Here is a 26529-nt window from a genome sequence, read left to right as displayed (position 1 = left end):
AGCGCTAAAGCGCTAACGCCGGTCGACAAAGGAAAATTGCCATGAATCGTATCCAGCAGACCTTCGCCGCACTCGCCGAACAAGGCCGTAAGGGCCTGATCCCATTCATCACGGCCGGCGACCCCGATCCCGCGAAGACCGTCGAATTCATGCACGCGCTCGCCGCGGGCGGCGCCGACGTGATCGAGCTCGGCGTGCCGTTCTCGGACCCGATGGCCGACGGCCCGGTGATCCAGCGCTCGTCGGAACGCGCACTCGCGCGCGGCGTCACGCTCACGAGCGTGCTCGCCGACGTGAAGCGCTTTCGCGAGACCGACCAGAAGACCCCCGTCGTGCTGATGGGTTATGCGAATCCGATCGAACGAATGGGTGTGGACACGTTCGCCACCGAAGCACAGGCGGCCGGCGTCGACGGCGTGCTCGTCGTCGACTATCCGCCGGAAGAGGCGGGCGTGTTCGCCGAGAAAATGCGCGCCGCGCAGATCGATCCGATCTTCCTGCTCGCACCGACGTCGACCGACGAACGCATCGCCGACGTGGGCAAGATCGCGAGCGGCTACGTGTATTACGTGTCGCTCAAGGGCGTGACCGGCGCCGGAAATCTGGATGTTTCGAGCATTGCGGGTAAAATCCCGGCCATCAAGTCGCGCGTGCCGGTTCCGGTGGGCGTCGGCTTCGGTATCCGCGACGCCGAAACGGCACGCGCGGTGGCCGAAGTGTCGGACGCCGTCGTGATCGGCAGCCGTCTGGTGCAGCTGCTCGAGAGCGCCGCACCGGAGGGCGCCGCCGCCGAGCTGAAGACGTTCATCGCCGAGCTGCGTGCCGCGCTGGACGGCGCCGGCAAGACCGCGCGATAAACACAACACAGGAAGCGGGAACGGGCCGGTCGGCCCGCCCCGCCACGGAACAGGAAACCATACGATGAGCTGGCTCGACAAACTGTTGCCGCCGAAGATCAAGCAGACCGACCCGAAAAGCCGCAAGGGCATTCCGGAAGGCCTGTGGGTCAAGTGCCCGTCCTGCGAGGCCGTTCTCTATCGCAACGACGTGGACGCGAACCTGCACGTATGCCCGAAGTGCGATCACCACATGCGCATCGGCGCACGCGAGCGCCTCGACGGGCTGCTCGATCCGGAAGGCCGCTATGAAATCGGCCAGGAAATCGTGCCGGTCGACTCGCTGAAGTTCAAGGACAGCCGCAAGTACCCCGATCGTCTGAAGGAAGCGATGGACGAGACGGGCGAGACCGACGCGATGGTCGTGATGGGCGGTGCGATCCACACGCTGCCCGTCGTCGCCGCGTGCTTCGAGTTCTCGTTCATGGGCGGCTCGATGGGCTCGGTCGTCGGCGAGCGCTTCGCGCGCGGCGCGCAGAACGCGCTGGAGCAGCACGTGCCGTTCATCTGCTTCACGGCATCGGGCGGCGCGCGGATGCAGGAAAGCCTGCTGTCGCTGATGCAGATGGCCAAGACCACCGCGATGCTGACCAAGCTGGCCGAAGCCAAGCTGCCGTTCATCTCGGTGCTGACCGACCCGACGATGGGCGGCGTGTCGGCGAGCTTCGCGTTCCTCGGCGACGTCGTGATCGCCGAGCCGAAGGCGCTGATCGGCTTCGCCGGCCCGCGCGTGATCGAGCAGACGGTGCGCGAGAAGCTGCCGGAAGGCTTCCAGCGCGCCGAATTCCTGCTGAAGACGGGCGCGATCGACATGATCGTCGACCGTCGCAAGATGCGCGACGAGATCGCGCAGTTGCTCGCGCTGCTGCAGCGACAGCCGGCCGACGCGCTGGCCTGATTGGCGCGGCGTTGTGAATTGCGCGCGTCGCCCGGCTGAACCGCCGGGCGGCGCGTTTCGTTTTTTGGCGTAGTGGCGGTACTGATTCAGATTTGATCCGATGAGCACTTTTCCCACTCTCGACGCGTGGCTTTCGCATCTCGAACGCGCGCACCCGGTCGGCATCGACATGGGCCTGACCCGCATCGGGCAGGTCAAGGCGGCGCTGCAGCTCGAATTCGCGTGCCCGGTGATCACGGTCGGCGGCACGAACGGCAAAGGCTCGACCTGCGCGTTCCTCGAGACGATCCTCGTGCGCGCGGGCTACAAGGTCGGCTGCCACACGTCGCCGCACCTGCTCGAATTCAACGAGCGCGCGCGCGTGAACGCGCAGAACGTGACCGACGACGAGCTGCTGCCGCACTTCGAGGCCGTCGAAGCCGCGCGCACGTCGCTGCCGGAGCCGGTGTCGCTCACGTATTTCGAATTCACGACGCTCGCGATCCTGCATCTGTTCGCGTCGCGCGGGCTCGACGCGGTGATCCTCGAAGTCGGCCTCGGCGGCCGGCTCGACGCGGTCAACATCATCGATACCGATTGCGCGATCGTCACGAGCATCGACATCGACCACACCGAATACCTCGGCGACACGCGCGAGAAGATCGCGTTCGAGAAGGCGGGGATCTTCCGCTCGGGCAAGCCGGCGATCTGCGGCGATCCGGCCGCGCCGCAGACGCTGATCGATCATGCGGAAGCGATCGGCGCCGACCTGTGGCTTGTCGGCCGCGATTTCCGCTACGAGGCGCAGGCGGGCGCCGAGCGCCAGCAATGGAGCTACCTCGGTCGCGACAAGCGCTATCCGGCGCTCGCGTACCCGGCGCTGCGCGGCGCGAACCAGCTGATCAACGCGTCGGCCGCGCTCGCCGCGCTCGAGGCGCTGCGCCCGGTGCTGCCGGTGTCCGCGCAGGACATCCGGCTCGGGCTCGCGAACGTCGAGCTGCCGGGGCGCTTCCAGGTGCTGCCCGGCAAGCCGGCGATCGTGCTGGACGTCGCGCACAACCCGCATGCGGCGGCCGTGCTCGAGCAGAACCTCGGCAACATGGGCTTCTTCCCGTACACGTACGCGGTGTTCGGCGCGATGCACGACAAGGACATCGACGGCGTGCTGCAGCACCTGAAGGGCGAGATCGACCACTGGTGCGTGACCGACTTGCCGCTGCCGCGCGCGGCCTCCGCGGAGCAGCTCGAAGCCGCGCTGCGCAAGGCCGGCGTGGAGGAGGGGGCCGATTCGAGCGTCACGCGTTTCGCGTCGCCCGCCGAAGCGTTTCGCGATGCACTAAAAAGAGCATCCGAGAATGATAGAATCGTGGTTTTCGGCAGTTTCCATACGGTGGCAGGTGTGATGGCCTACCGGAAATCGCAGCAACACTGACTGACGGGCAGTTTCGGACTCAGCCATTCATGGGAATTTTCTCGTTCGGCAAGAAAGACGACGACGCGCCCACCCGGCGCGGCGGTCGTACCGGGGCCTCCCGGAACGTGCGCACGGAGCGCACTGAACGCGTCGAGCGACGCACGCGCCGTCCGGAGTCGGATGCTCTGCTTCTCGATCCGACCCTTCCAGAAAAGCAACGCGCACGCCGTCGCCTCGTCGGCGCGATTGCGCTCGTCGTCGCCGCGGTGATCGTGCTGCCGATGGTGCTCGATTCGCATCCGAAGCCGGTGACCGACGATATCGCGATCGATATCCCGAACCGGCCCGCGCATCAGGCGGTCGCGGCGCGCGATGACGATGCGTCCGACGTGCAGGCCGGCGTCGCGCACGACGAACCGCCGGCATCCGACGTCGCCGCCGTGGCGGCCGCTCCCGCGCCTGCCGCGCAGGATACTGCGAAGCCGGCCGCGAAGCCCGATGCGTCGACCACGACCACGACCACGGCCGGCGTGACGCCGCCGAAGCCCGCCGCGAAGCCGGCTGCGCCCGCGGCGAAACCGGTCGCGCCGAAGCCGGCGCCCGCGGCCGTCGCGAACGCCGACACCGATGCGGCGGCCGACAGCGGCGATGCATCGTCGCCGGCGTCGCCGGCCGGTGCGCGCTTCGCGGTGCAGCTCGGTTCGTTCAAGGACGACGCAACGGCCCGCTCGTGGGCGACCAAGTTGAAATCGGCGGGCGTGCCCGCATATGTCGAGCATCGCAAGCAGGCTGACGGCAGCACGGCTACACTGCTGCGTGCCGGCCCGTTCGCGGATCGTGCGGCGGCATCCGCCGCGATCGCGAAGGTACGCGACGCCGGACTCACGCAGTAACGTGCGATGCTGACGGCTTTCGACTACGCTGTATTGGCGGTGATCGCGTTGTCTGCGCTGCGTGGCGCGTGGCGCGGCTTCGTCTCCGAGATTTTCGGGCTGATCGGCTGGATCGCGGCGGTCGTGATCGCGGGCCGCTACGTCGGACTGGTCGTGCCGTATATTCCGGCGAACTGGCCGGGCGGCGCGCTGACGCAGTGGGTGATCGCGTTCGCGCTGATCGTGATCGGCGTGGTGTTCGTCGCAGGGGTCGCGAATGCGCTGTTGTCGCGCATCGCGCAGGCGACGGGCCTCGGCGGTGTCGATCGCTCGCTGGGCATGATGTTCGGGCTCGTCCGCGGCTGCGTGCTGGTGGTGTTGCTGGTCGCGGCGGCCGGGCTGACCGAGTTGCCCAAACAGGATTTCTGGCGCAATGCGCTATTGCGTCCTTTCGCCGAACAGGGCGTGCACGAGCTGAAGCAGCTCCTGCCCGACGGCATGGCCCAGTACGTACGCGTGTGACGGCGCGGTCGGGCAGGACGTAACCGATTTTGTCATCTTGAAGGACATGCCATGTGCGGCATCGTAGGTGTTATTTCCCAATCCCCGGTCAATCAGCTGATCTATGACAGCCTGCTGCTTCTGCAGCATCGCGGTCAGGACGCAGCGGGCATCGCGACGGCGGACGGCAGCAATTTCCACATGTACAAGGCGAACGGCATGGTGCGCGACGTGTTCCGCACGCGCAACATGCGCAGCCTGCCCGGTACCTACGGCATCGGCCAGGTGCGCTACCCGACGGCCGGCTCGGCGTCGAGCGAAGCCGAGGCGCAGCCGTTCTACGTGAACGCGCCGTTCGGGATCATCCTCGCGCACAACGGCAACCTGACGAACTGGGAACAACTGAAGGACGAGATGTTCCGGATCGATCGCCGGCACATCAACACCAATTCCGACAGCGAAGTGCTGCTCAACGTGTTCGCGCACGAGCTGCAGCTGTCGACCACGGGCCTCGAGCTCGATCCGGCCTCGGTATTCAAGGCGGTCTCGGGTGTGCATCGCCGCCTGCAGGGTTCGTACGCGATCGTGTCGCTGATCGCCGGCTACGGCCTGCTCGCGTTCCGCGACCCGTTCGGCATCCGGCCGCTCTGCATCGGCAAGCTCGAAACCGAGCACGGCACCGAATGGATGGTCGCGTCGGAGTCGGTGGCGGTCGAAGGCATCGGTTTCGAGTTCGTGCGCGACCTGGAGCCGGGCGAAGCGGTCTTCATCGACAAGGCCGGCAACTTCCACAGCCAGCAGTGCGCGGAAAACCCGACGCTCAATCCGTGCATGTTCGAATACGTGTATCTCGCACGTCCGGATTCGTGCCTCGACGGCGTGCCGGTCTACAACGTGCGCCTGCGCATGGGCGACTACCTCGCCGAGAAGATCAAGCGCGAGCTGCCGAACGTGCCGATCGACGTCGTGATGCCGATTCCCGATTCGTCGCGTCCGGCTGCGATGCAGGTCGCCGCGAAGCTCGGCGTCGAGTATCGCGAAGGCTTCTTCAAGAACCGCTACGTCGGCCGCACCTTCATCATGCCGGGCCAGGCCGTGCGCAAGAAGTCGGTGCGCCAGAAGCTCAATGCGATGAGCATCGAGTTCAAGGACAAGCACGTGCTGATCGTCGACGACTCGATCGTGCGCGGCACGACCTCGCACGAGATCGTGCAGATGGCGCGCGATGCGGGCGCGAAGTCGGTGATCTTCGCATCGGCGGCGCCGCCCGTGAAGTTCCCGAACGTGTACGGCATCGACATGCCGACGCGCGGCGAACTGGTCGCACATGGTCGCACCGACGAGGAAGTCGCGAAGATCATCGGCGCCGATCATTTGATCTATCAGGACGTCGACGACCTGCGCCGCGCGGTGCGCGACATCAACCCGAAGCTCGAGCGCTTCGAGGCATCGTGCTTCGACGGCAACTACATCACCGGCGCGGTGACGCCCGAGTACCTCGATTCGATCGAGCGCGCACGCCTCGCACCGGCGTCGCAGGCCGATCGCGACGCGGCCAGCGACACCGCGGTGTCGCAGATGAACCTGCAATTGTCGGTCGAGTGATGCCGGCGCACGCTTCGAATGAAGCGTGATAGGATGTGGCCTTGCGTCGATTTGATTCAGCTTGCGGACGCGGGGTGACTTCCCAAAACAGCTAAAGCGAAGGCCGGCGGCAGCCGGCCCGAGTCGATCGCTGTCGTACCGCACCGAAGCCCGCTGATGCCGACGCATAGCGGGCTTTTTGTTTTGGCCTGGTTTTTGGCTGGGTTCGCGCGCCATGCATGACCTTCGGCGCGACCCTCGAATACGGAAAACGGAACATGGACGACTCCCTCAATTTCGACACGCTCGCCGTGCGCGCGGGCACGCTGCGGAGCAGCGACTTCAACGAGCACTCGGAAGCGCTGTTCCTCACGTCGAGCTTCTGCTTCACGAGCGCGGCCGAGGCAGCCGAGCGCTTCGCGAACTCGGAAGACTATTTCACCTATTCGCGCTTCACGAACCCGACGGTCACCATGTTCCAGGATCGTCTCGCCGCGCTCGAAGGCGGCGAAGCCTGCATCGCGACGGCGTCGGGGATGGCCGCGATCATGTCGGTCGTGATGTCCGCGCTGCAGGCGGGCGATCACCTCGTCAGCTCGCGCAGCCTGTTCGGCTCGACGCTCGGGATGTTCTCGCAGATCTTCAGCAAGTTCGGGATCACGACGACCTTCGTCGATCCGACCGACCTGAACGCATGGCAGGAAGCAGTGCGGCCCGAAACGAAGATGTTCTTCCTCGAAACGCCGTCGAACCCGCTGACCGAGCTCGCCGACATCGAGGCGATCGGCAAGATCGCGAAGGGCGCGAACGCGCTGTTCGTCGTCGACAACTGTTTCTGCAGCCCGGTGCTGCAGCAGCCGCTGAAACTCGGCGCGGACGTCGTGATGCACTCGGCGACCAAGTTCCTCGACGGGCAGGGCCGCGTGCTCGGCGGCGCGCTGGTGGGTTCGAAGGAATTCATCATGGGCAAGGTGTTCCCGTTCGTGCGCAGCGCGGGCCCGACGCTGTCGGCGTTCAACGCGTGGGTGCTGCTGAAGGGGATGGAGACGCTGTCGCTGCGCGTCGAGAAGCAGTCGGCGAATGCGCTGGAAATCGCGCGCTGGCTCGATTCGCATCCGGCGGTCAAGCGCGTGTTCTATCCGGGCCTCGAATCGCATCCGCAGCACGCACTCGCGAAGCGTCAGCAGAAGGCGGGCGGCGCGATCGTGTCGTTCGAGCTGAAGGGCGACACGCCGGAGCAGCAGCGCGCGAACGCATGGCGCGTGATCGACAGCACGAAGCTGATCTCGATCACCGGCAACCTCGGCGACACGCGCACGACGATCACGCATCCGGCCACGACGACGCATGCGCGCATCACGCCGGAAGCGCGTGCGGCCGCAGGCATCACCGAAGGGCTGCTCCGCGTCGCGGTCGGCCTGGAGAACGCCGGCGATCTGCGCAACGATCTCGCGCGCGGTCTCGAAGGCTGAGCGTCGCGGCCGGTTTCACGGCTGCATGTAAGGCGGGCCGCTCGACTTGAACCGGGCGGCCCGTTTCGTTTTGGCCGGCGACGCGCGCATTGCCGGCTTCAGCCGGCGTGCGCGGCCTGCCGGTGCTGCGGCATGTCGCGCATCGCATTCATCATCCAGCGCAACGTTTCGTCGAGCGGCGTCACGGGCAATTCGCCCACCGCGCGCCGCAGCTTGTCGCGCGACCCGCTCAGGCGTTTCACTTCGTTATCCCGAACGAAACGCGGATCGATCGTCACGTCGATCACGTAACCGGCGATGCGCGACAGCATCGCCAGCACTTCCTTCAGCGAGTACGCGCGCTCCGAGCAGACGTTGAACGTCTCGCCGGCCGGCGCCGCTTCGAGCAGCTTCAGATACGCGGCCGTCACGTCGCGCACGTCGGAGAAATCGCGGCTCACGTCGAGGTTGCCGAGCGAGATGCGCGGTTCGTGGCGCGCATAGTGCGACACGAGCTTCGGCAGCAGATACGCGGCGTCCTGGCCGACGCCGGTGTAGTTGAAGGGCCGCGCGATCACGAGCGGCAACCGGTCGGCCCACAGCTTCGCCGCGTATTCCATCGCGAGCTTGCTGACCGCGTAGTCGTTCGCGGGCGCGGGCTCGATGTGCTCGTCGAGCACGCCGGCCGTCGAATTGCCGTAGACGTTCGCGCTGCTCGCGAGCAGCACGGCCGACGGACGGCGGTCGAGGCCCGCGAGCGCGGCCAGCAGATTGCGCGTGCCGACGATGTTGACCGCGTAGGTCTGCGACGGCTCGTCCCGCGCGACGTGCGCGCGTGCGGCGAGATGCACCACCGCATCGGGGCGCGCATCGGCGGCGGCTGCACGCGTCGCGTCCGCATCGAGCAGATCGACCGGCAGCAGCGAGCAGTTCGCGAAGGCCGGATCGTCGGGCTGCGTCGCACCGGGCGCCACGGTGCCCCACACGTCGTAGCCGGCCGCCTCGAGGCGCTGCGCCATGTAGCGGCCGGTGAAGCCCGTCAGGCCCGTGACGAACGCACGGCGCGGCCGGCGTTTGGTATCAGTACGTGTCATGGTGTCGATTTCGCGTCAGGTCCGCTTCGACCATCATCTGGCACAGCTGCTCGAGCGTCGTCTCGGGCGCCCAGCCAAGCTTCGATTTGGCCTTGTCCGCGCAGCCGATCAGCAGGTCGACTTCGGCGGGGCGGTAGAACTTCGGGTTCACTTCGACGAGCACGTTGCCGTTCGACGCGTCGAGGCCGCGCTCCTGCTCGCCCTTGCCGGTCCATTCGATCTGGTAGCCGGCGGCCGTGAACGCCATCCGCACGAAGTCGCGCACGGTCTCCGTGCGGTTGGTGGCGAGCACGTAGGTGTCGGGTTCGTCGACCTGCAGCATCTGCCACATCCCTTCGACGTATTCGAGCGCGAAGCCCCAGTCGCGCTTTGCATCGAGATTGCCGAGCTCGAGCCTGGTCGCCTTGCCGAGCTTGATCTTCGCGACGGTGTCGGTGATCTTGCGCGTGACGAACTCGCGGCCGCGCAGCGGCGATTCGTGATTGAACAGGATGCCGCTGCAGCCGAACAGGCCGTATGACTCGCGGTAGTTCACGGTCATCCAGTGCGCGTACAGCTTCGCGACGCCGTACGGGCTGCGCGGATAGAACGCGGTTGTTTCCGTCTGCGGGATCGCCTGCACCTTGCCGAACATCTCGGACGTCGACGCCTGGTAGAAGCGCGTCTTCGGGCTCACTACGCGAATCGCCTCGAGCAGGTTGAGCGGGCCGATGCCCGTCACTTCGGCGGTGGTCGCCGGCTGGTCGAACGACACGCCGACGAAACTCTGCGCGGCCAGGTTGTACAGCTCGTCGGGCTGCGTGCGTTCGAGCAGCCGCAGGCTGGAGCCCGCATCGGTCAGGTCGTGCTCGACGAGCGTCAGGTTCGGGTGCGTGTCGACACCGAGTTCGGCGATGCGCCAGAAGTTCACCGAGCTGGTGCGGCGATAGGTGCCCGTGACCTCGTAGCCCTTGTCGAGCAGCAGCTTGGTCAGGTACGCGCCGTCCTGCCCGGTGATCCCCGTGATGATGGCCTTCTTGCGAGTTTGGCTCATGGCAATGTCCTGGTCGAAACGTTGAATGGAGAAAGTCAGGCGGTCGTGCCGGCCGCGGCCGGCAATGTGCGGCGCGCGGGGCCGCGCGTGAGGCGCCGCTCGAAGCCGTACCAGCTCAGCGTCGCGTACACGAGCGTGATCGCGAGCGCGAGCGCGGCCGTGACGAAACGGTTCAGGTGCAGCGGCCACAGCGCGTACAGCACGCTCAGGTGAATCAGGTACACGGTGTAGCTGACGGTGCCGACGTAGACGAGCAGCGGGTTCGTCAGCACGCGTTGCACGACGCCGCGTCCGCGCAGCGCGATCACGACGATCGACGTGCACAGCAGCAGCGAGATGCTGTAGAGCGCGGCATTCGACATCGGCGTGTTGGCCGCACGGAACCGCGGGAACGACAGGTGCAGCCACGCGAGGATCGCGAGCGACACCAGCGCGCCGACGATCGCGAGCGGGTAGAACGGCTCCAGCGCGCGCCGGTCGCGGCGCAGCACGATTGCCAGCAGCGCGCCGGCGGCGAGCAGATCCATCCGGAACGGCGTCAGGTAGTAGATCGGCCAGAACGAATCGAACCACGGCGTCGCGATCGCGCGCAGCACGGGCGCCGCGACGATCAGCGCGGCGGCGATCCACAGCAGCGCGCGCTCCGAGCACCACAGCACGACGAACGGCCAGAAGATGTAGAACTGCTCCTCGACCGCGAGCGACCACAGCACGTTCAGGCTGTCGTGGCCGATGCTGCCGAGCGACAGCCCGATATTGGTCGAGAAGAACGCGAACCATGGCCAGTGCGGCAGCCAGCTCGCGCCGAACAGCAGCGTCGACACGACGAGCAGCAGCACGTACGGCGGCAGGATCCGGCGCACGCGACGCGCGTAGAAGTGGCTGAAGTACGACTGCCCGCGCGCCTTGCGATCGAGCAGGATGCCGGTGATCAGCAGGCCGCTCAGCACGAAGAACAGGTCGACGCCCATCCACAGCGGCGCCTTCAGCGCGTGCTGCAGGAACACGGCGCCCACGGCGATCGCGCGCAGCCCGTCGAGCTGCACGATGCGGCCGTGTTGCGGCGGGGCGAGATCGGCGGTTCGAGCGCTGCCCGTCATCGCGCCGCTCCCTCGCGACGCCCGGCCGGAGCCGTGGCGCGCCGCGCATTCGATGCGTGAACGTAATGCATGCCTTTTAAATGAAATATTGAGTCGAAATCGATTCTAGGGAAAAGAAATCGGTAAAAAAACGCATGTCGTTTATCCGGCAGAAAACATGCGGATCACGGCGGTTTGAATCGGGACATGAAAGGTTTGCAGGCTTGGCGCCCATGCGGGGCGGGCGGGAGCGGAATTTTCTACAGATCGGCGCATGAAATGTGGTCGTTATTTCCGCATCGCCGGCTATTTTTCATTTTGTTCCGGGTCGATATTTCAAACGGAAACATCCCAAAATATTTCCAAATTTCTTGTGATTATTTTTGCTTGTAACCTGCATCGCGACGTTTGAAACCCCTTTTAGCGACAGGTCCTCCAGGCATGCAGTACGCCGCGGCGCCGGTCGCTTCCGCATCGAGTCTGGAGAGCGCATTGCGACGTCTGATTCTGGTTGGCATGACGGTGTGCGCGGCGCTGACGGCGAGCGCCGCATCGGCCGAAACGGTGTTGCCCGCGACCACTTCGTGGATCGGCAACACGTTCGGCTATGGCGACGGCAGCTGGACGCAGATCGACATCCGCGCGATCGCGGTGACGCCCGACGGCAAGGTGTATACGAATGCGCCGTGGGACGAGAGCGGCGCCGAGGCGAGCGTCTACCAGGACGGCAAGATGCTGGGCTTCGCCGGCGGCACGCATGGCTGGGGCAACCTCGGCGGCAACGCGATCGCGGTGAACGGCAAGTACGCGTACGTCGCGATCGGCGTCGGCAACGAGCGCGGCCATCTGCAGGCGCCGGGCATCTGGCCGGACAAGGGCAAGCAGTGGTTCGGCATCTCTCGGCGCACGATCGGCGACATGAAGCAGCCGGCGCCGTTTCGCGCCGCACCGCAGGTCGCGCCCGGCGGGCGCGCCGATGCCGGCCGCGCGCGGATGGCCGCGAGCTTCATGATGGTCAACGAGGTGCCGGCCCCGGCGCGCTCGGAAGTGGGCGGCCTGAAAGCGGAAGTGGGCGGCCTCGCGGCGGACGACAAGACGCTGTTCGCGACGAATCCGTCGCATGACGCGGTGGACGTGTACGACGCCGAAACGATGCAGAAGAAGGCGACCTGGAGCGCACACGAGCCGGGCCGCATCGCGCTCGCGGGCGACGGCACGCTGTGGCTGTTGACCGATACGGTCAGCGGGCCCGCACACCTCGTGCACGTGCGCGCCGACGGCCGCAAGCTCGACGACGCGCCCGCGCTGCCGGAAGGCACCGACGCGGTGGACGTGGCGGTCGACGCGAAAGGGCGCGTGCTGGTCGCCGACAACGGCCCGCGCCAGCAAATCCTGATTTTCTCGAAAGGCGGCAAGGGCTACGCGGCGTCCGGCACGCTCGGCGAGCGCGGTGGGATCTTCGCGGGCCCGGTGCCGGGTCGCCCCGGGCCGCAGCGCTTCAACGGGCTGACCGGCCTCGGCGTCGATCGCGCGGGCAACGTGTACGTGGCGATGAACGGCATCGGGCCGCGTCACGACACGATCGGCGCCGGCCTCGGCGCGGTGCTCGAAAGCTATACCCCGGACGGCAAGCTGCGCTGGCAGGTGCAGGGGCTGTTGTTCGTCGACGGCGCGTGGCTCGACCCCGCGCGGCCGAACAGCGTGTACACGGGCAACAAGCGCTTCGAGCTCGACCTGTCGAAGCCGCCGGGCCAGGACTGGAAATACGTCGGATTCCTGTCGAACCGCTTCAAGTATCCGGACGATCCCGTGTTCCACACGGATCAGTATCCGGGCATGCCGTTCGCGCGGCGCGTCGACGGTCGCACGTTCCTGTACCTGACCGACATGTACGCCGATCACCTGAAGATCTACCGCTTCGATGCGAAGCGCGACGGCGAGGTCGCGATTCCGTCGGGCCTGATCGCGGGCCGCGCGCGGCCCGTCGACACGGTGCCGAACAAGCCGCCGGGCGGCGACTGGATCTGGCGCGACGCGAACGGCAACGGCCGGCTCGACGAGGACGAATTCACGACCAACACCACCGGCAAAGCGAAGGCGGGCGGCTGGGGCTGGTGGGTCGACACGAAGGGCGACATCTGGCGCACGAGCGACGTGCGCGGGATTCATCGCTTCGGCTATGGCGGCATCGACAAGGCCGGCAACCCGATCTACTCGTACGACAAGGTCACGACCTATCCGATGCCGCAGCCGTTCACGCAGCTGCGCCGCGCGATCTACGAGCCACAGACGGACACGCTGTACGTGACCGGATATACGGCCGATGCGCCGCCGCAGCCGGGCATCAACAAGGAAGTCGGCCGCGTGCTGGTGCGCTTCGACAAGTGGTCGAGCGGCTCGCCGGTGGTGCGCTACATGGTCGCGCTGCCGTGGCAGCTCGACGCGAAGCCGATCCTCGACCTGATCGGGATCACGGTCGAGGGCCGCTACCTCTTCACGGTGGAGCCGGTCGGCAAGATCCACGTGTACGACAAGGAAACCGGCAAGGAGGTCGGCGTGATGAGCCCGGGCGCGGAGGTCGGCAAGGCGTCGGGCTGGGTCGACGTCCCGTTCGGCATCAGCGCGTTCCGGCGCGAGAACGGCGAGTACCTGGTGTTCGTCGAGGAAGACGCGCGCGGCAAGGTGCTCATGTACCGCTGGAAACCGTAACGGGCCCCCTGGGCTAAAGCATGGACAAAGGCATACTCAAGAACGTTTCGATCAACTTCATCGGGCTGATCCTGCCGACCTTCGTGTCGCTGGTGACGGTGCCCGCGTATATCCATGCGCTGGGCGTCGAACGCTACGGCGTCGTCAGCCTCGTGTGGACGCTGATCGGTTATTTCGGGATCCTCGATCTCGGGATGAGCATGGCCGCGCAGAACCACATCTCGAAGGCGCTCGCGAGCGGGAATGCCGACGAAAGCGCGCGCGTGTTCTGGAGCGCGTTCTGGCTGAATCTCGGCACCGGCGTCGTCGGCGGCCTGCTGATCTATTTCGGCGCGTTCGTCTACACCGAGTATTTCACGAAGGTGTCGGCGGCGATGCAGCACGAGGTGTATCTCGCGCTGCCGTGGCTCGCGCTCGCGATTCCGCTCGCGAACGTGTCTTGGGTGTTCGCCGGCGCGATCAACGGCGCCGAGCGGTTCGGCGTGTTCAACACGAACCAGACGATCGGCACGTTCCTGTTCCAGCTGCTGCCGCTCGGCGCCGCGTGGTGGATCGCGCCGAACCTGCAGACGGTGCTCGCCGCGGCGGTCGTCGCGCGGCTGATCGCGGCGGCGATGCTCGGTCACGCGAGCATCAAGGTGCTCGGCATCCGCCGCATCGATCCGCCGCAGTGGGGCACCGCGAAGGGGCTCTTCAACTTCGGCGGCTGGATGCTGATCGCGAGCATGGCCAGCATGATCGCCGACACGCTCGATCGCGTGATGCTCGGCGCCGGCATGGGCGCGAAGTTCGTCACGTATTACACGGTCCCGCAGAACCTCGTCACGCGGCTGAACATGCTGCCGAACGCGCTGGTGCGCACGCTGTTTCCGCGCCTGTCGGCGGTCGGCCGCGATCACGCCGACACGCTCGCGCGCCAGTCGCTCGAATTCCTGAACGGGGTATTCACACCGGTCGGCATCGTCGCGATCTTCGCGCTCGCGCCGTTCCTGACGCTGTGGGTCGGCGCCGATCTCGCCGCGCATTCGGCGCCCGTCGGCCGCGTGCTGGTGATCAGCGTGTGGCTCGTCGGCCAGGCGAGCGTCACGCGGATCCTGATCCAGTCGCAGGTCAACCCCGCGCGTGCCGCATTCGCCGGCCTCATCGAGATGCCTTTCTTCGTCGGCGGCCTGTGGTTCGGTATCCATCACTTCGGGCTGATCGGCGCGGCGGTGGTCGTCGCCGCGCGCGCGCTGGTCGACTACGGCGTGCTGCTGTACCTGTCGGCGATCCGGATGCGCGCGATCGTGCTCGACATGCTCGCGCATCTCGCCTTCCTGCTCGCGAGCCTGTTGCTCGCGCAGGCGTGGCCGGGGCTCGGCGAGTCGATCGGCATGTGCGCGGTCGTGCTGGTGCTCAACGTTGCGTGGTCGCTCACGATGACGCCGGGATTGCGCGCGCTCGTGCGCGACCTGTTTGTCCGTCTCAATGCGAGGAAAACGGTATGAATCGCGATCTGGCGGAACACGCCATCCTGAACGTGGCCACGGCAGACGGCGCCGTGGCCGAAGCCGGCGCCGCCGCCGCGCTGCGCCGTGCCGAATCGGCCGGGCAGGCCGGCGCACGCCATGCGTCGCGCCCGCTGCGCGTGGCGATCGTCCACGACTGGCTCGTCACGTACGCGGGCGCCGAGCGCGTGCTCGAACAGATCGTCGCGTGCTTTCCCGACGCGGACTTGTTCAGCCTCGTCGATTTTCTCGACGATCGCGCGTTCGTGCGCGGCAAGCGGGTGACGACCTCGTTCATCCAGAAACTGCCGTTCGCGCGCACCAAGTACCGCAGCTACCTGCCGCTGATGCCGCTCGCGGTCGAGCAGCTCGACGTGTCGGACTACGATCTCGTGATCTCGAGCAGCCATGCGGTCGCGAAGGGCGTGCTGACCGGGCCGGACCAGGTGCACATCAGCTACGTGCATTCGCCGATCCGCTACGCGTGGGACTTGCAGCACCAGTATCTGGAGCAGTCGAATCTGACGCACGGGCCGAAGTCGCTGCTCGCGCGGATGATCCTGCATTACATCCGCAACTGGGATACGCGCACGGCGAACGCGGTCGACGGCTTCGTCGCGAATTCCGCGTTCATCGCGCGCCGGATCCGCAAGGTGTATCAACGCGATGCGGCCGTGATCTTCCCGCCGGTCGACGTCGACAGCTTCTCGCTGAACGAGACGAAGGACGACTTCTACCTGACCGCGTCGCGGATGGTGCCGTACAAGAAGATCGACCTGATCGTCGACGCGTTCTCGCGCACGCCCGAGCGCAAGCTCGTCGTGATCGGCGACGGCCCGGAGATGCAGAAGATTCGCGCGAAGGCCGGCCCGAACGTCGAGATCATGGGCTATCAGCCGTTCGCGGTGCTGCACGACCGGATGCGGCGCGCGAAGGCGTTCGTGTTCGCGGCCGAGGAGGATTTCGGGATCTCGGTCGTCGAGGCGCAGGCGTGCGGCACGCCCGTGATCGCATACGGCAAGGGCGGCGCGCTCGAAACCGTGCTGGCGCCGCAGTCGAACGGGCATCCGACGGGGCTCTTCTTCGACGAGCAGACGCCGCAGGCGATCGTCGCGGCAGTCGACGATTTCGAGCGCGCGCCGCAGCGCTTCACGCCGAAGGCGTGCCGCGCGAACGCGGAGCGCTTCTCGGCCGACACGTTCCGGCGGCGCTTTCTCGACTACGTGGAAACGGCGTTGCCCGGCTCGACCGCGCAGCGCGGCACGGCCGTCGCACCGATGCCGGCCGCGCGCGGCCCGGCGACGCTCGTGCTCGACCAGAGCGGCGTGCTCGGCGGCGCCGAGCTGTCGCTGCTCGAGATCATGAAGCACATGCGCGCGAACGCCGACGTGCTGCTGTTCGCGGACGGCCCGTTTCGCGCGGCGCTCGACGAGGTCGGCGCGCGCGTCGACGTGCTCGACCAGGGCGCGCTGGCCGGCGTGCGCAAGCAGGGCGGCGTGTCGGCCGGCGCATTGAAGCAGCTCGTCGGGATGGTGCGCGACGTCGCGCGGCGTGCGCGCCGCGCCGAGGTGATCTACGCGAACACGCAGCGCGCGATGGTGGTCGCCGCGCTGGCCGGGCGGCTCGCGCGCAAGCCGGTGGTCTGGCACCTGCGCGACATCGTCAGCGACGACCATTTCGGCAGCAAGCAGCTGAAGGCGATCAAGTACTGCGCGCGCCTGGGCGTCACGCGCGTGATCGCGAACTCCGATGCATCCGCGCAGGCGTTTCGCGCGCTCACGGGCTTCACGCCGCAGCATGTCGACGTGGTGTTCAACGGCATTTCCGCGGAACCGTTCGACGCGCTGGACGACGTCAGCCAGGCCGCGCTGCGCGCGCGCTTCGGGCTGCCCGAGCACGCCTGGCTGGTCGGCTCGTTCAGCCGCCTCGCGCGCTGGAAGGGGCAGCATCTGCTGCTCGAGGCCGCCGCGCGGCATCCGGACCTGCACGTGGTGCTGGTCGGCGCGCCGCTGTTCGGCGAGGACGACTACGCCGCGCAGCTGCACGAGACCGTCGCGCGTCACGGCATGGACGAACGCGTGCATTTCCTCGGTTTCCAGCGTGACGTGGCCGCGTGCATGAAGGCGGTGGACGTGGTCGCGCACACGTCGATCACGCCGGAGCCGTTCGGGCGCGTGATCGTCGAGGGCATGCTCGCGCGCCGGCCGGTGGTGGCGGCCCGCGCGGGCGGCGTCGTCGAGATCATCGAGGACGGCGAAAACGGGTTGCTGTGCGAGCCGGGCGACGCCGGTGCGCTGGCCGATGCGCTCGGCAGGCTGCAGCGCGACGCCGCGTTGCGCGCGCGGCTCGTCGCGAGCGGGCGCGCGGCGGCGGTGCGCCGGTTCGGCACCGAGACCTATGTGGAGCGGGTCGAGAAGATTCTCGCGGATACGGCGAAGGCCGCGAAGGCGAAGAAGCAGTAAGCACCGGCCGGCGGCGGCACGCGGCGGCGCGTGTCGTCCGGGCCGACGGGAAACGGGCCCCCATGCAGCGTTGCGCTGCATAGGGGCCTTGGCGTTTGGGCCGCGCGGCGACGGCAGCGCAGCCGGCCAGGAAGGCGCTACGCGCGGCTGGCGCGTGTCGGAGCATCGCATCGGCAGCCGCGCCCGCTGGGCGATCGCCTTTTCACGCGCGTTCCGCGTATGAAAAACCCCCGCGCAACGCGACGCTGCGCGGGGGCGGGAATGAACCGGAACGGTGCGTTCAGGCGGCCCGTTCGGGGGCCGGTGCGACGATGCGCGCGGCGCGCGTCGGCTTCAGGCTCGCCGACCACGCCATCGCCGGCCGTTCGAACAGCCGGTAGAACAGGTACGCGACCGGAATCGCCGCGGCCATGAACACGAGCGACGGCCAGATCGACAGTTGCAGCTCGGAATGGAACAGCACCGAGCCGAGGCAGACGAACAGCGGCAGGTGAATCAGGTACAGCGAGTAGCTGAAGTCGCCGACGCGGCCGAGCACGCGCAGCAGCGGCGTCGGACGCGGCGGGCACGCGAGCGCGCGGTACAGGAAGCACGCGAAGCCGGCCGCCCACAGCTGGAACGCGCCGTACTGGCCGAAATGGAACGCGCCGCAGCCCGCGGCGAGCAGCACGGCGGCCGCGCCGTACCACGCGCGCGACGGCACGGCGGCGGCGCGCGCCGGCTGCGCGCGCACGTCGGCGATCCACGCGCCGATCGTCCACGACAGCCAGTACGACGTGAAGAATTGCAGGTCGTGCCGCTCCAGCAGCCACGCCGACGCGACGTTGACGAGCGCGACGCCCGCGACGATGGCCGGCATCCCGACGCGCCGGCGCAGTGCGAACAGCAGCGGATAGACCACGTAGAACTGTACTTCGAGCGACAGCGTCCACAGCGCGCCGTTCGACCCGTACGTATAGCCGGCGACGCCCTGCAGCGAGAACAGGTTCACGAGGAACGCGGTGACGCCGATGTCGCGGATCTTGTGGCTGACCGGCGCGATCTGCAGGCTGATCGCATCGAGCGCGAGCGTGAACAGCAGCGCGGCGATCAGCACCGGATAGATGCGCGCGAAACGGCGCGCCCAGAAGTTCGGCGCGCCGAGCCGGTACGCCGGGTTCGCGGCGAACTTCAGCGCCGCATTGCGGTGGATGCAGTAGCCGCTGATCACGAAGAAGATCGGCACGCCGGCCGAGCCCCACGCGAACGGGAACGTGAGGTAGCCGACGATCACGCCCGGGTCCAGCGCGTGACCGTAAGCGCGATGGAAGCCCTGCATGCCGACCCAGACGACCTGGCGGCAATGGAAGTAGGCGACGAGCAGCGCCGCGAACCCGCGCATCGCGTCGATCACGTGTTCCTTGTGGTCGGCGACGGGCGGAGCGGTCAAAGACGATCCGCTGAAAGCTTGCATGCGATTCGATTCCTTGCGACGGATGAACGGGATGGTCCAATCGTAATGCGCAAGAATTCGATCGAATCAATAAAAAAATCGCGCCATGAAATAGCGGTATTTCACATAATGGTTTTACAACGATTCTGAAAGCTGTTTCGAAGCCGCGACAATTATTTGCCGATTTTTTTATGATAATTTGAAGCTCCAGTTGATTGATGCAAGGAGCGGCAAGATGGACATGCATTGGATCGCGAGCGCGGCAGTACTGCTGGTCATGGCCGTGCTGTCGGCGTACCGCGAGGCGCTGAAGAACGAGCCGATTCGCCCGGGCCTCGAACGCGGTGGCGTGCCGTATATCGAGGAATTCGAATCGTAAGAATTTGTATCCGGGAAATCGGTAATTTGTTTCTGCTTCGGCAATGGGTGCGGCAATATCGACCGAATCGGCTGATTATCTCTTTTTCGGAAACATGGGCAATCGGTCAATATCGAAATTGAACGGCGTGCAATTGGCCGGACTGTCGATTCTCGATATGCCGTTCGGCAAACCATTGCGCCGGGTCGCAGGTCGACGCGGCGCAGTCAACGCAATCAGGATGCGAACATGTTGAAAGTCACCAAGGCCGTGTTCCCCGTCGCCGGTCTCGGCACGCGGTTCCTCCCGGCAACGAAGGCGAGCCCGAAGGAAATGCTGCCCGTCGTCGACAAGCCACTGATCCAGTACGCGGTCGAGGAAGCGATCAACGCCGGAATCACCGAGATGATCTTCGTGACCGGGCGCAGCAAGCGCGCGATCGAGGATCACTTCGACAAGTCGTACGAGATCGAGGCCGAACTCGAGGCACGCGGCAAGGAAAAGCTGCTCGAACTCGTGCGCGGCATCAAGCCGAGCCACGTGAACTGTTTCTACGTGCGCCAGCCGGAAGCGCTCGGCCTCGGCCACGCGGTGCTGTGCGCGGAAAAGCTCGTGCATGGCGAGCCGTTCGCGGTGATTCTGGCCGACGACCTGCTGCATGGCGAGCAGCCCGTGCTCAAGCAGCTCGTCGACGTGTTCGACCACTATCACAGCTCGGTGATCGGGGTCGAGACGATTCCGCGCGAGGACAGTCGTTCGTACGGCGTCGTCGAAGGCCGCGAATGGGAAGAGGACGTCATCAAGCTGTCCGGCATCATCGAGAAGCCGGCGCCCGAAGATGCGCCGTCGAACCTCGGCGTGGTCGGCCGCTACGTGTTCATGCCGACGATCTTCGAGCATCTGCGCAAGCTCAAGCCGGGCGCGGGCGGCGAACTGCAGCTCACCGACGCCGTCCAGTCGCTGCTCGCGCACGAACAGGTGCTCGCGTATCGCTACTACGGCACGCGGTTCGATTGCGGCAGCAAGATCGGTTACCTGAAGGCGACCGTCGAGCTCGCGCTTCAGCATCCGGAAGTGAGCCGCGAATTCGAGGCGTATCTGCGTACCTGTCTGCCCGCGCTGGCTGCTGTCGCATAAGCAGCCGCTGCTTCGTTGTTCAGGTGGTGGTTGTTTCAGGTGGTGGTTGTTCCGTTGGCCCCGGCTGCCTTGCGCACCGGGGCTTTTTTGCGTCCGCGCGAAGCGGGGCGGGTGGTCGATGTCGGATGATCGGCCGGACTGAAGTCGGGCGGATGCACGGCGAGCGAGGGCGGGTGCGCTACTGACGTACCGGCACGCGGCTCGGCTTGCGGTGCGCGCCGATCGCGTTCGGCCGGGATTCCAGCTTCGATTGAAACCGGTGCCGATGCGTTGGCTGCTCGTGGTTTGATCGACGTTGGGGGGGGTATAGCCGCTGCCCGCGTGTGCTTGATGTCGATGCGGGGTCGATGTCGACGCGGCGCGGTTGAGCGATGATCGTCCGGCGCAACGCGTTTCCGGCGCCGTTTCCGCGTACCGGCACCACGTCCGTTCTGCGTACCCGCACCGCGGCGCATTGCGCCGCGCGGTTCCCGTTCGACATCATCGACGCCGGCTTCCCGCTCAGCGTGGCGACGTGCCCGGCCGCCCGACGAAGTACCGCGCCAGCATCGCGGCGACCGGTTTCTTGAAGTCGAGCAGACGCTTTTCGAGATAGCGCCACGACAGGTGTGCGAGCAGCACCGCGAGCGCGAACTGCAGCATTTCGGGCAGGACGTCGCGCACGATTGCCGGGATCGGCACGTGCGCGAACGTTGCCGGCAACACGCCGAAGTGCGCCGGAATCAGGTTGTGGAACAGGTAGAAGCCGTAGCTGATCGTGCCGAGATAGACGAGCGGCGCCCAGTCGAGCAGCGACACGGCCGGATGGTCGGGTTCGGTGACGATCCACAGCATCAGCGCGCCGAGCGACGCGGACAGGCCGAGATCCGCGAGCCCCGTCACGAGATCCGGCAGCGTCGTGAGCGCGGGCAGCACGAGGAAGAACACGACGCCGGCGGCGCCGAGCCAGCCGGGCGGAATGCGGCGCGCGAAGGCCGGGCCGCGATCGGCGAGCGCCATCGCGCCGATGCCGCCGAGCGCGATCAGCGCGAAATTCCACGGGGAAAACGCGTAGATCAGCACCGGCGATGCGTCGACCGCGTAGAGCGCGAGATGTGCGAGCGCGCATGCCGCGACGGTCGCGATACCGAGCAGAACGTGTCGCGCCGCAGGCACGGCGAGCAGTGTCAGCGGCGCAATCAGATAGAACTGCTGCTCAACCGCGAGGCTCCAGAAGTGTGACGTGGAGCCCGGCCAGCCGTCCTTGACGACGCCGATCCAGTAGTTCGACAGGAACGTGGCGTGCCACGCGAGCCCGAGATTGACGCCGCGCTGGTAGAACAGCGCGTGCGCGATCGCGAGCGCGGCCAGCAGCAGGTAGTAGACGGGAAAGATCCGCAGCGCGCGCTTTGCGAGAAACAGCGCGAGCGCATGGCGGCGCGTCATCGTGCCGCGCTCGATCGCCTGACGGTTGCGATGAAGCTCGCCGACGATCAGGAAGCCGCTGATGAAGAAAAACGTCCACACACCGAGCTTGCCCACGTCGACAGCGAGGACGTGGGCCTTGTGGGACAGGAAAACGAGGATGACGGCGATGGCTCGCAGGCCGTCGAGTCCTTTGACGTATCTGACTTCGCGCATGAAGGCATCCGGGCACTGAGCGCGGTCAGTATAGGTGCGCAAATATCGAACGTAATTCCGGTTTGGACGCATACGTGACGACGTTTTTCGATGCTCGAGCGTCGGCGAAGTCGGTCGCGCGCAACAAAACCTGCGGGAAACCCCGCGAAAACGCATAAAAGTACTGCACGAAGCGTCAAGGCGCTTGTAGAATCCGGCGTTGAAGCGCGCGCGTTGCACGCTTCGTGTATCCAACGACCACACCTGGTAGGAGAAACATGGCGACTTCCGCAAAAAAGGTGGCCAAGAAGGCTGCCGCACCGGCCACCAAGAAAGTGGCTGCCAAAAAGGCTGCGCCCGCGAAGAAAGTAGTGGCCAAGAAGGCTGTCGCAAAGGCAGCACCGGCTGCTCCGACGCCGCTGAAGGACAAGTTCACGAAGGCATCGCTCGCAACGCACATCGCTGAGCGCGCAGCTGTCGAAGTGAAGGCGGTCAAGGCAGTGCTCACCGCACTCGAAAACGTCGTGCTGGGCTCGGTTCACAAGAAGGGCGCAGGCGAGTTCACGCTGCCGGGTCTGCTGAAGATCACGGCGCAAGTCGTGCCGGCGAAGAAGAAGCGCTTCGGCAAGGATCCGTTCACGGGCGAAGAGCGCTGGTTCCCGGCAAAGCCGGCCAGCGTGCGCGTGAAGGCACGCGCGCTGAAGAAGCTGAAGGACGCGGCTGCGTAATGCCCCGTCACGGTTGCCGACTGCAGGTCGGCGACCGTTGCGATGTCCGACGATCCCCGTACGCGAAAGCGTGCGGGGATTTTTATTGCGCTGCGCAAACTGGGTGGCGGCAGCGGCGCGGTGTGCGACGTCGTGTCGAGCGATGCGGATTCGGTGCTGCGTGTCGTGCGACGCGTGTCGTGTGTCGCGTGTTGCCTGCCGCCTGCCGCGTCTCGTGTGTCGCGTGTCGTAAGCGCGCATGGTGGGCGCGGCGTTTGCGCTCGCGGGGTGGTTTGTTGCGCGGGCGGTTGTTCATGCGTCGTCGCGCGCGCCTCGTTTTACGAGTCGCAACGTGACCGCTCGCGTCGAGTTCGGCGGCAGCTTGAGTGCTGGGTATTGAGTGTTGCGTGCTGCGCGTTGCGTGCTCCGTGCTCCGTGCTCCGCGATCGACGACATCTCGGCGCGACGTTGTACGCGATTCGCCCGGCGCTCGATGCCAAGCAGAGATCGAACAGCGCCATCGACGTGCCGGTCGCTGTTCCGGCATTTCGCAGTGAAGTTGTCCGCGCTGCTCGCCGATGATCGACTCGCTTGTTGCGCCGGTGCCGCAGGATGAGCAGCGCAGCGTATGGGTACGCTGGACGCGAGCAGCCATCACCGTACGCGGCAGCGTCGTGTCGTGACATCATCCGGCGCGCGGCGCGCACTGCAATTCGGCGAGTCGTCACGCTGCAAATTGCGTCGAGGGCATTGCCGGGCTGACGTGCATCGATCGCGACACGGCGATTCTGCGGATGAAGAGATGCGCCGCTCGTCGCCCGGTCGTTCGAGCCGATGTCCGTGTGCGATACGTTCGCCTCGCTTCTCGCTACCGACGCGCAGCGGGATGCGCAACCGGGCTGACGCGGCGAAGAATGCGTCGAATGCGACACCGTGCCCGCACTCGCCGTTGCGCACGCGTTCGAAACAGCGCCGCGATCTGCGGAATCATCGATCGACAGCGTCGCCGCGACGACTGGAGTGACGTGTCTCGCCGATACGTACGCGCCGATCGTCGCGGTCACACGCGCCGACGGGTTGCGCGGTGACGGCGACGACGCGTCGATCTCCGGCGACCCCGCCGCCGCATGCGTTCGCGACGCGCGATGCACGACGTGCAATCAATGGGCGGTCGAACCGAAGCTGTCGGCGTGGCACGCAACCATCGCGCGAGATTGCCTCGCCGTGCGACGCAACGCGTCTACAGCGGCGTCCCGCGCCGACGACCATGAACGAATCGACCCGCGCCGCGCGAACGCCCCTGCGCGTCACGACGCAGGCGTTGCGCCGATCGCCAGATAGCTCGATAGCCCGATGTCAGCCCGCCGCGCCCTCATAGGCCGCCTTCAACGCGGCGACGTCGAACTTCGTCATCTGCATCATCGCGGCGGCCACGCGCGCGGCCTTGACCTGGTCGCGGTCGGCCATCATCGGGATCAGCGCGTCCGGAACGATCTGCCACGACACGCCGTAGCGGTCCCGCAGCCAGCCGCAACCGTCGGCCGTGCCGCCGTTGTCGAGCAGCGCGCTCCAGTAGCGGTCGAGTTCCGCCTGGTCGGCGCAACTGATCATCAGCGAGATCGCGTGGTTGAACGTCTCCGTGCGGGGATGGCTCATCGCGATGAACGGCTGGCCGAACAGCTCGAATTCGACCATCCGCGTACCGGCGGTGCCGGACACCGCCGTGACGCGCACGACGCGGGAGTTCGGGAAAATGCCCGCATAGAACGCCGCGGCTTCTTCGGCTTCCGTCGAGTACCAGAGGAACGGCGTGATCTTTTGAATCGTCATGGGGTGTCTCCTGTCGGGTGTCGGTGACGGGCGGTGCAATCGGGATGCTGCCATCGATACGACGGATGAGGGGCGTCGAAATCGACATGTCGAAGCATAGGTGCTTCGTATCGAAATGTCGGCGTATCGCTGCCGCGCGATCGACGACGCGAGCGGCGCGTGTCCGTCGCGACGGTCGGAGGGACGTCGGCGGGCGGGGTGCCAGCGAGGGGTGCCAGCAAGGGACGTCAGCCATGGACGCCAGCGATGGGCTTCAGCCAAGGGCTTCAGTGACGTCGTCCAGCGGCCTGTTCGACGCGGGTTGGCGTGAGGGCCGCGCACGTGTCCGGGATGCCTTCAAACGGGCTTCCTGCGTGCGACAGGCGGCCCGGAACCATCTCCGGCCGGTTGTCGTACCCGGTCGCTGCCGGCCACGGCCATCGCCGGCCACCGCGCCGCCGGCGATGAACCAAAAAAAAACCAGCCACGGCCGAAACCGATGACTGGTTTTGCAGTTCGGCGGCATGGCGTCGGAGACGCCACGCACACCGGAAACGTACTTCTTAGAACTTGTGGCGGATGCCGACTGCGACGAGTTCGGCCGAGCTCTTGCCAGCGTAGCCGTACGAAGCGATCGATGCTTGCGCGGCTTGCGTCGTGGTTGCGTCGACGCGTTGCGTGCCGCTCGCGTGCTGATATGCGCCAACCAGGTAGACGTCCGTGCGCTTCGACAGCGAGTAGTCCGCGCCGACGCCGACTTGGTGGTACTTCGCGTCCGTATCGCCGCTCGCCTTCGTGTACGAGTAGCCGAGGCCCAGCAGCAGCGGTGCGGTGACCTGGTACGTCACGAACGCGCGGCCCGTGTTGTACTTCTCGGTCGAACCGAAGCCCGAGAATGCGTCCGGCTTGTACTGTGCGTTGCTGTAGCCGAGGCCGACCGTCACCGGGCCGATTGCATACTGGCCTGCGACTTGCGCGATGGCGATCGACTTCGCCGTTGCGTAACCCGTGTTGATCGGGCCGTCGAAGATCGCGTCGGACGTCGTCGAGCCCCAGCCGCCGCGGCCGACCGGCGTCGCCGGCGACGGGTTCGCTGCGTAGAAGTAGCCTGCTGCAACGCCGACCGGGCCGTTGTTGAACGCCGCTGCGACCGACCACGTTTGGCCCGCGCCCGTCTTGCCTGCCACGCCGCCGAGTGCGTACATGCCTTCGACTTGCAGACCGCCCCAGACCGGCGACGTGTACTTGATCGCGTTGCTGACGCGCAGCGAGTTGTCGTTGTTGTCGACGTCGCCCGGCGTTGCCATCACGCTGCCGAAGTAGTTGTCAGCCGTCACTGCCTGGACCAGGTCGACCAGCGGGTCGTACTGGCGGCCGAGCGTCAGCGTACCGAACTGGTTGCTTTCCAGGCCGACGAATGCCTGGCGACCGAACATGCGACCGCCTTGGTTCAGGTGGCCGGTGCCCGGATCAAAACCGTTTTCCAACTGGAAGATCGCCTTCAGGCCACCGCCGAGGTCTTCAGCGCCTTTCAGGCCCCAACGGCTGCCTTGCAGGTTGCCCGACAGCATTTGCCACGAGTTGTTGGCCTGGCCGTTGTTGCCGTGAACCCACGCGATCGACGTGTCGATCACGCCGTACAGCGTCACGCTCGACTGAGCATGAGCAGCGCCGGCGGCGCCCAGCAGGGCGAGCGAGAGGGTCGAGAGAGCGAGTTTCTTCATCGTTGAGTATCTCCACGCAAATGAATCGTGATTCGTTCGTTATTTGTTGCGGATTGGAGAATAGCTCAGTGCCATCCATGCAAGAAAGCTTAAAAAATAAAGTGTCTCAAAAAGGTAACAGCGGGAAAAAGTCCATATATATCAAGCACATCAACGACTGTTCCTATATTTGAGATAGTTGACAATTGTTGCGTTGCGATTGTTGCGCCGATTGGTGGGTCCGGCAACGGACGGGCGGATTTCGCGGGCCGGCGTGCGGAAATCGGGGTGAGCAAACGTTTGCCGTTGCAGCGCGCATCGCGGC

At 66.2% G+C, this 26529-nt stretch carries 20 protein-coding genes; 13 read left to right on the top strand and 7 right to left on the bottom strand.

Annotated features, from left to right (window positions below):
• The first annotated feature begins 41 nt into the window (after positions 1 to 41).
• From trpA to O1Q03_RS23100, 7 genes are all read left to right on the top strand, one after another.
• The gene (gene trpA / locus O1Q03_RS23130; protein WP_269506355.1) at positions 42 to 857 is read left to right on the top strand and encodes a tryptophan synthase subunit alpha; all 816 of its coding nucleotides are present in this window, start codon (positions 42 to 44) and stop codon (positions 855 to 857) included.
• A gap of 64 nt (positions 858 to 921) precedes the next feature.
• Positions 922 to 1794 carry an acetyl-CoA carboxylase, carboxyltransferase subunit beta gene (accD, locus tag O1Q03_RS23125; protein ID WP_009691548.1) on the top strand — a complete coding sequence of 291 codons (873 nt, stop codon included), beginning with the start codon at positions 922 to 924 and terminating at the stop codon, positions 1792 to 1794.
• 100 nt (positions 1795 to 1894) lie between these two features.
• Positions 1895 to 3205, top strand: coding sequence for a bifunctional tetrahydrofolate synthase/dihydrofolate synthase (gene folC / locus O1Q03_RS23120; RefSeq protein WP_269506354.1), 1311 nt, complete (start codon positions 1895 to 1897; stop codon positions 3203 to 3205).
• A gap of 29 nt (positions 3206 to 3234) precedes the next feature.
• A complete protein-coding gene (locus O1Q03_RS23115; protein ID WP_269506353.1) occupies positions 3235 to 4080 on the top strand; it encodes an SPOR domain-containing protein in 846 nt (281 codons plus the stop codon).
• 6 nt (positions 4081 to 4086) lie between these two features.
• Positions 4087 to 4581: a CvpA family protein gene (locus tag O1Q03_RS23110; protein ID WP_269506352.1), complete on the top strand. Its 495-nt coding sequence runs from the start codon at positions 4087 to 4089 to the stop codon at positions 4579 to 4581.
• Between the two features lie 51 nt (positions 4582 to 4632).
• The gene (gene purF / locus O1Q03_RS23105; RefSeq protein WP_269506351.1) at positions 4633 to 6165 is read left to right on the top strand and encodes an amidophosphoribosyltransferase; all 1533 of its coding nucleotides are present in this window, start codon (positions 4633 to 4635) and stop codon (positions 6163 to 6165) included.
• A 257-nt stretch (positions 6166 to 6422) separates the two neighbouring features.
• Positions 6423 to 7616 carry an O-succinylhomoserine sulfhydrylase gene (locus tag O1Q03_RS23100; RefSeq protein WP_269506350.1) on the top strand — a complete coding sequence of 398 codons (1194 nt, stop codon included), beginning with the start codon at positions 6423 to 6425 and terminating at the stop codon, positions 7614 to 7616.
• Positions 7617 to 7714: 98 nt separating this feature from the next.
• Here the strand turns inward: O1Q03_RS23100 and O1Q03_RS23095 are convergent, their stop codons facing one another.
• Genes O1Q03_RS23095 through O1Q03_RS23085 form a run of 3 tightly spaced genes read right to left on the bottom strand, consistent with a single transcriptional unit; the run spans position 7715 to position 10822 of the window.
• Positions 7715 to 8689 (bottom strand): NAD-dependent epimerase/dehydratase family protein, encoded by a 975-nt coding sequence (locus O1Q03_RS23095; RefSeq protein WP_269506349.1) that lies wholly within the window; start codon positions 8687 to 8689, stop codon positions 7715 to 7717.
• Positions 8676 to 9722: a GDP-mannose 4,6-dehydratase gene (gene gmd / locus O1Q03_RS23090; RefSeq protein ID WP_269506348.1), complete on the bottom strand. Its 1047-nt coding sequence runs from the start codon at positions 9720 to 9722 to the stop codon at positions 8676 to 8678. The genes O1Q03_RS23095 and gmd overlap by 14 nt, the downstream gene beginning before the upstream one ends.
• A 35-nt stretch (positions 9723 to 9757) precedes the next feature.
• Positions 9758 to 10822 carry an acyltransferase family protein gene (locus tag O1Q03_RS23085; RefSeq protein ID WP_269506347.1) on the bottom strand — a complete coding sequence of 355 codons (1065 nt, stop codon included), beginning with the start codon at positions 10820 to 10822 and terminating at the stop codon, positions 9758 to 9760.
• Between the two features lie 495 nt (positions 10823 to 11317).
• On the opposite strand from O1Q03_RS23085, the gene O1Q03_RS23080 reads away from it, so the two are divergent.
• From O1Q03_RS23080 to O1Q03_RS23070, 3 genes are read left to right on the top strand one after another with little or no spacing between them, the layout of a single operon-like run.
• Positions 11318 to 13510 (top strand): hypothetical protein, encoded by a 2193-nt coding sequence (locus tag O1Q03_RS23080; RefSeq protein WP_269506389.1) that lies wholly within the window; start codon positions 11318 to 11320, stop codon positions 13508 to 13510.
• A 20-nt stretch (positions 13511 to 13530) separates the two neighbouring features.
• Positions 13531 to 14997: a flippase gene (locus O1Q03_RS23075; RefSeq protein WP_269506346.1), complete on the top strand. Its 1467-nt coding sequence runs from the start codon at positions 13531 to 13533 to the stop codon at positions 14995 to 14997.
• Positions 14994 to 17459 (top strand): glycosyltransferase family 4 protein, encoded by a 2466-nt coding sequence (locus O1Q03_RS23070; RefSeq protein ID WP_269506345.1) that lies wholly within the window; start codon positions 14994 to 14996, stop codon positions 17457 to 17459. Before O1Q03_RS23075 ends, O1Q03_RS23070 begins: the two co-directional genes overlap by 4 nt.
• Positions 17460 to 17739: 280 nt before the next feature.
• Here O1Q03_RS23070 and O1Q03_RS23065 read toward each other — a convergent pair whose 3' ends face one another.
• Positions 17740 to 18912, bottom strand: coding sequence for an acyltransferase family protein (locus tag O1Q03_RS23065; RefSeq protein ID WP_269506344.1), 1173 nt, complete (start codon positions 18910 to 18912; stop codon positions 17740 to 17742).
• Between the two features lie 214 nt (positions 18913 to 19126).
• On the opposite strand from O1Q03_RS23065, the gene O1Q03_RS23060 reads away from it, so the two are divergent.
• Both O1Q03_RS23060 and galU read left to right on the top strand, forming a co-directional pair.
• On the top strand, positions 19127 to 19270 hold the full coding sequence (locus O1Q03_RS23060) for a hypothetical protein (protein ID WP_006479318.1): 144 nt from the start codon (positions 19127 to 19129) through the stop codon (positions 19268 to 19270).
• 228 nt (positions 19271 to 19498) lie between these two features.
• Entirely contained in the window at positions 19499 to 20386 is an 888-nt protein-coding gene (gene galU, locus O1Q03_RS23055) for a UTP--glucose-1-phosphate uridylyltransferase GalU (protein ID WP_269506343.1), read from the top strand.
• Positions 20387 to 20887: 501 nt separating this feature from the next.
• Here the strand turns inward: galU and O1Q03_RS23050 are convergent.
• The gene (locus O1Q03_RS23050; protein ID WP_269506342.1) at positions 20888 to 22006 is read right to left on the bottom strand and encodes an acyltransferase family protein; all 1119 of its coding nucleotides are present in this window, start codon (positions 22004 to 22006) and stop codon (positions 20888 to 20890) included.
• A 257-nt stretch (positions 22007 to 22263) separates the two neighbouring features.
• Between O1Q03_RS23050 and O1Q03_RS23045 the strand changes: the two genes are divergently transcribed.
• Positions 22264 to 22713 carry an HU family DNA-binding protein gene (locus O1Q03_RS23045; RefSeq protein WP_006754477.1) on the top strand — a complete coding sequence of 150 codons (450 nt, stop codon included), beginning with the start codon at positions 22264 to 22266 and terminating at the stop codon, positions 22711 to 22713.
• Between the two features lie 1335 nt (positions 22714 to 24048).
• On the opposite strand, the gene O1Q03_RS23040 is transcribed toward O1Q03_RS23045, so the two are convergent.
• Positions 24049 to 24522: a VOC family protein gene (locus tag O1Q03_RS23040; protein WP_269506341.1), complete on the bottom strand. Its 474-nt coding sequence runs from the start codon at positions 24520 to 24522 to the stop codon at positions 24049 to 24051.
• Positions 24523 to 25064: 542 nt separating this feature from the next.
• Positions 25065 to 26225: a porin gene (locus tag O1Q03_RS23035; RefSeq protein ID WP_269506340.1), complete on the bottom strand. Its 1161-nt coding sequence runs from the start codon at positions 26223 to 26225 to the stop codon at positions 25065 to 25067.
• Between the last annotated feature and the right edge of the window lie 304 nt (positions 26226 to 26529).

Source organism: Burkholderia sp. IMCC1007, assembly GCF_027257875.1.
In the GTDB taxonomy this organism is placed as follows: Bacteria; Pseudomonadota; Gammaproteobacteria; order Burkholderiales; family Burkholderiaceae; genus Burkholderia.
The sequence above is the reverse complement of the archived record's forward strand: the minus strand, read 5'-3'. Positions and strand labels throughout refer to the sequence as shown.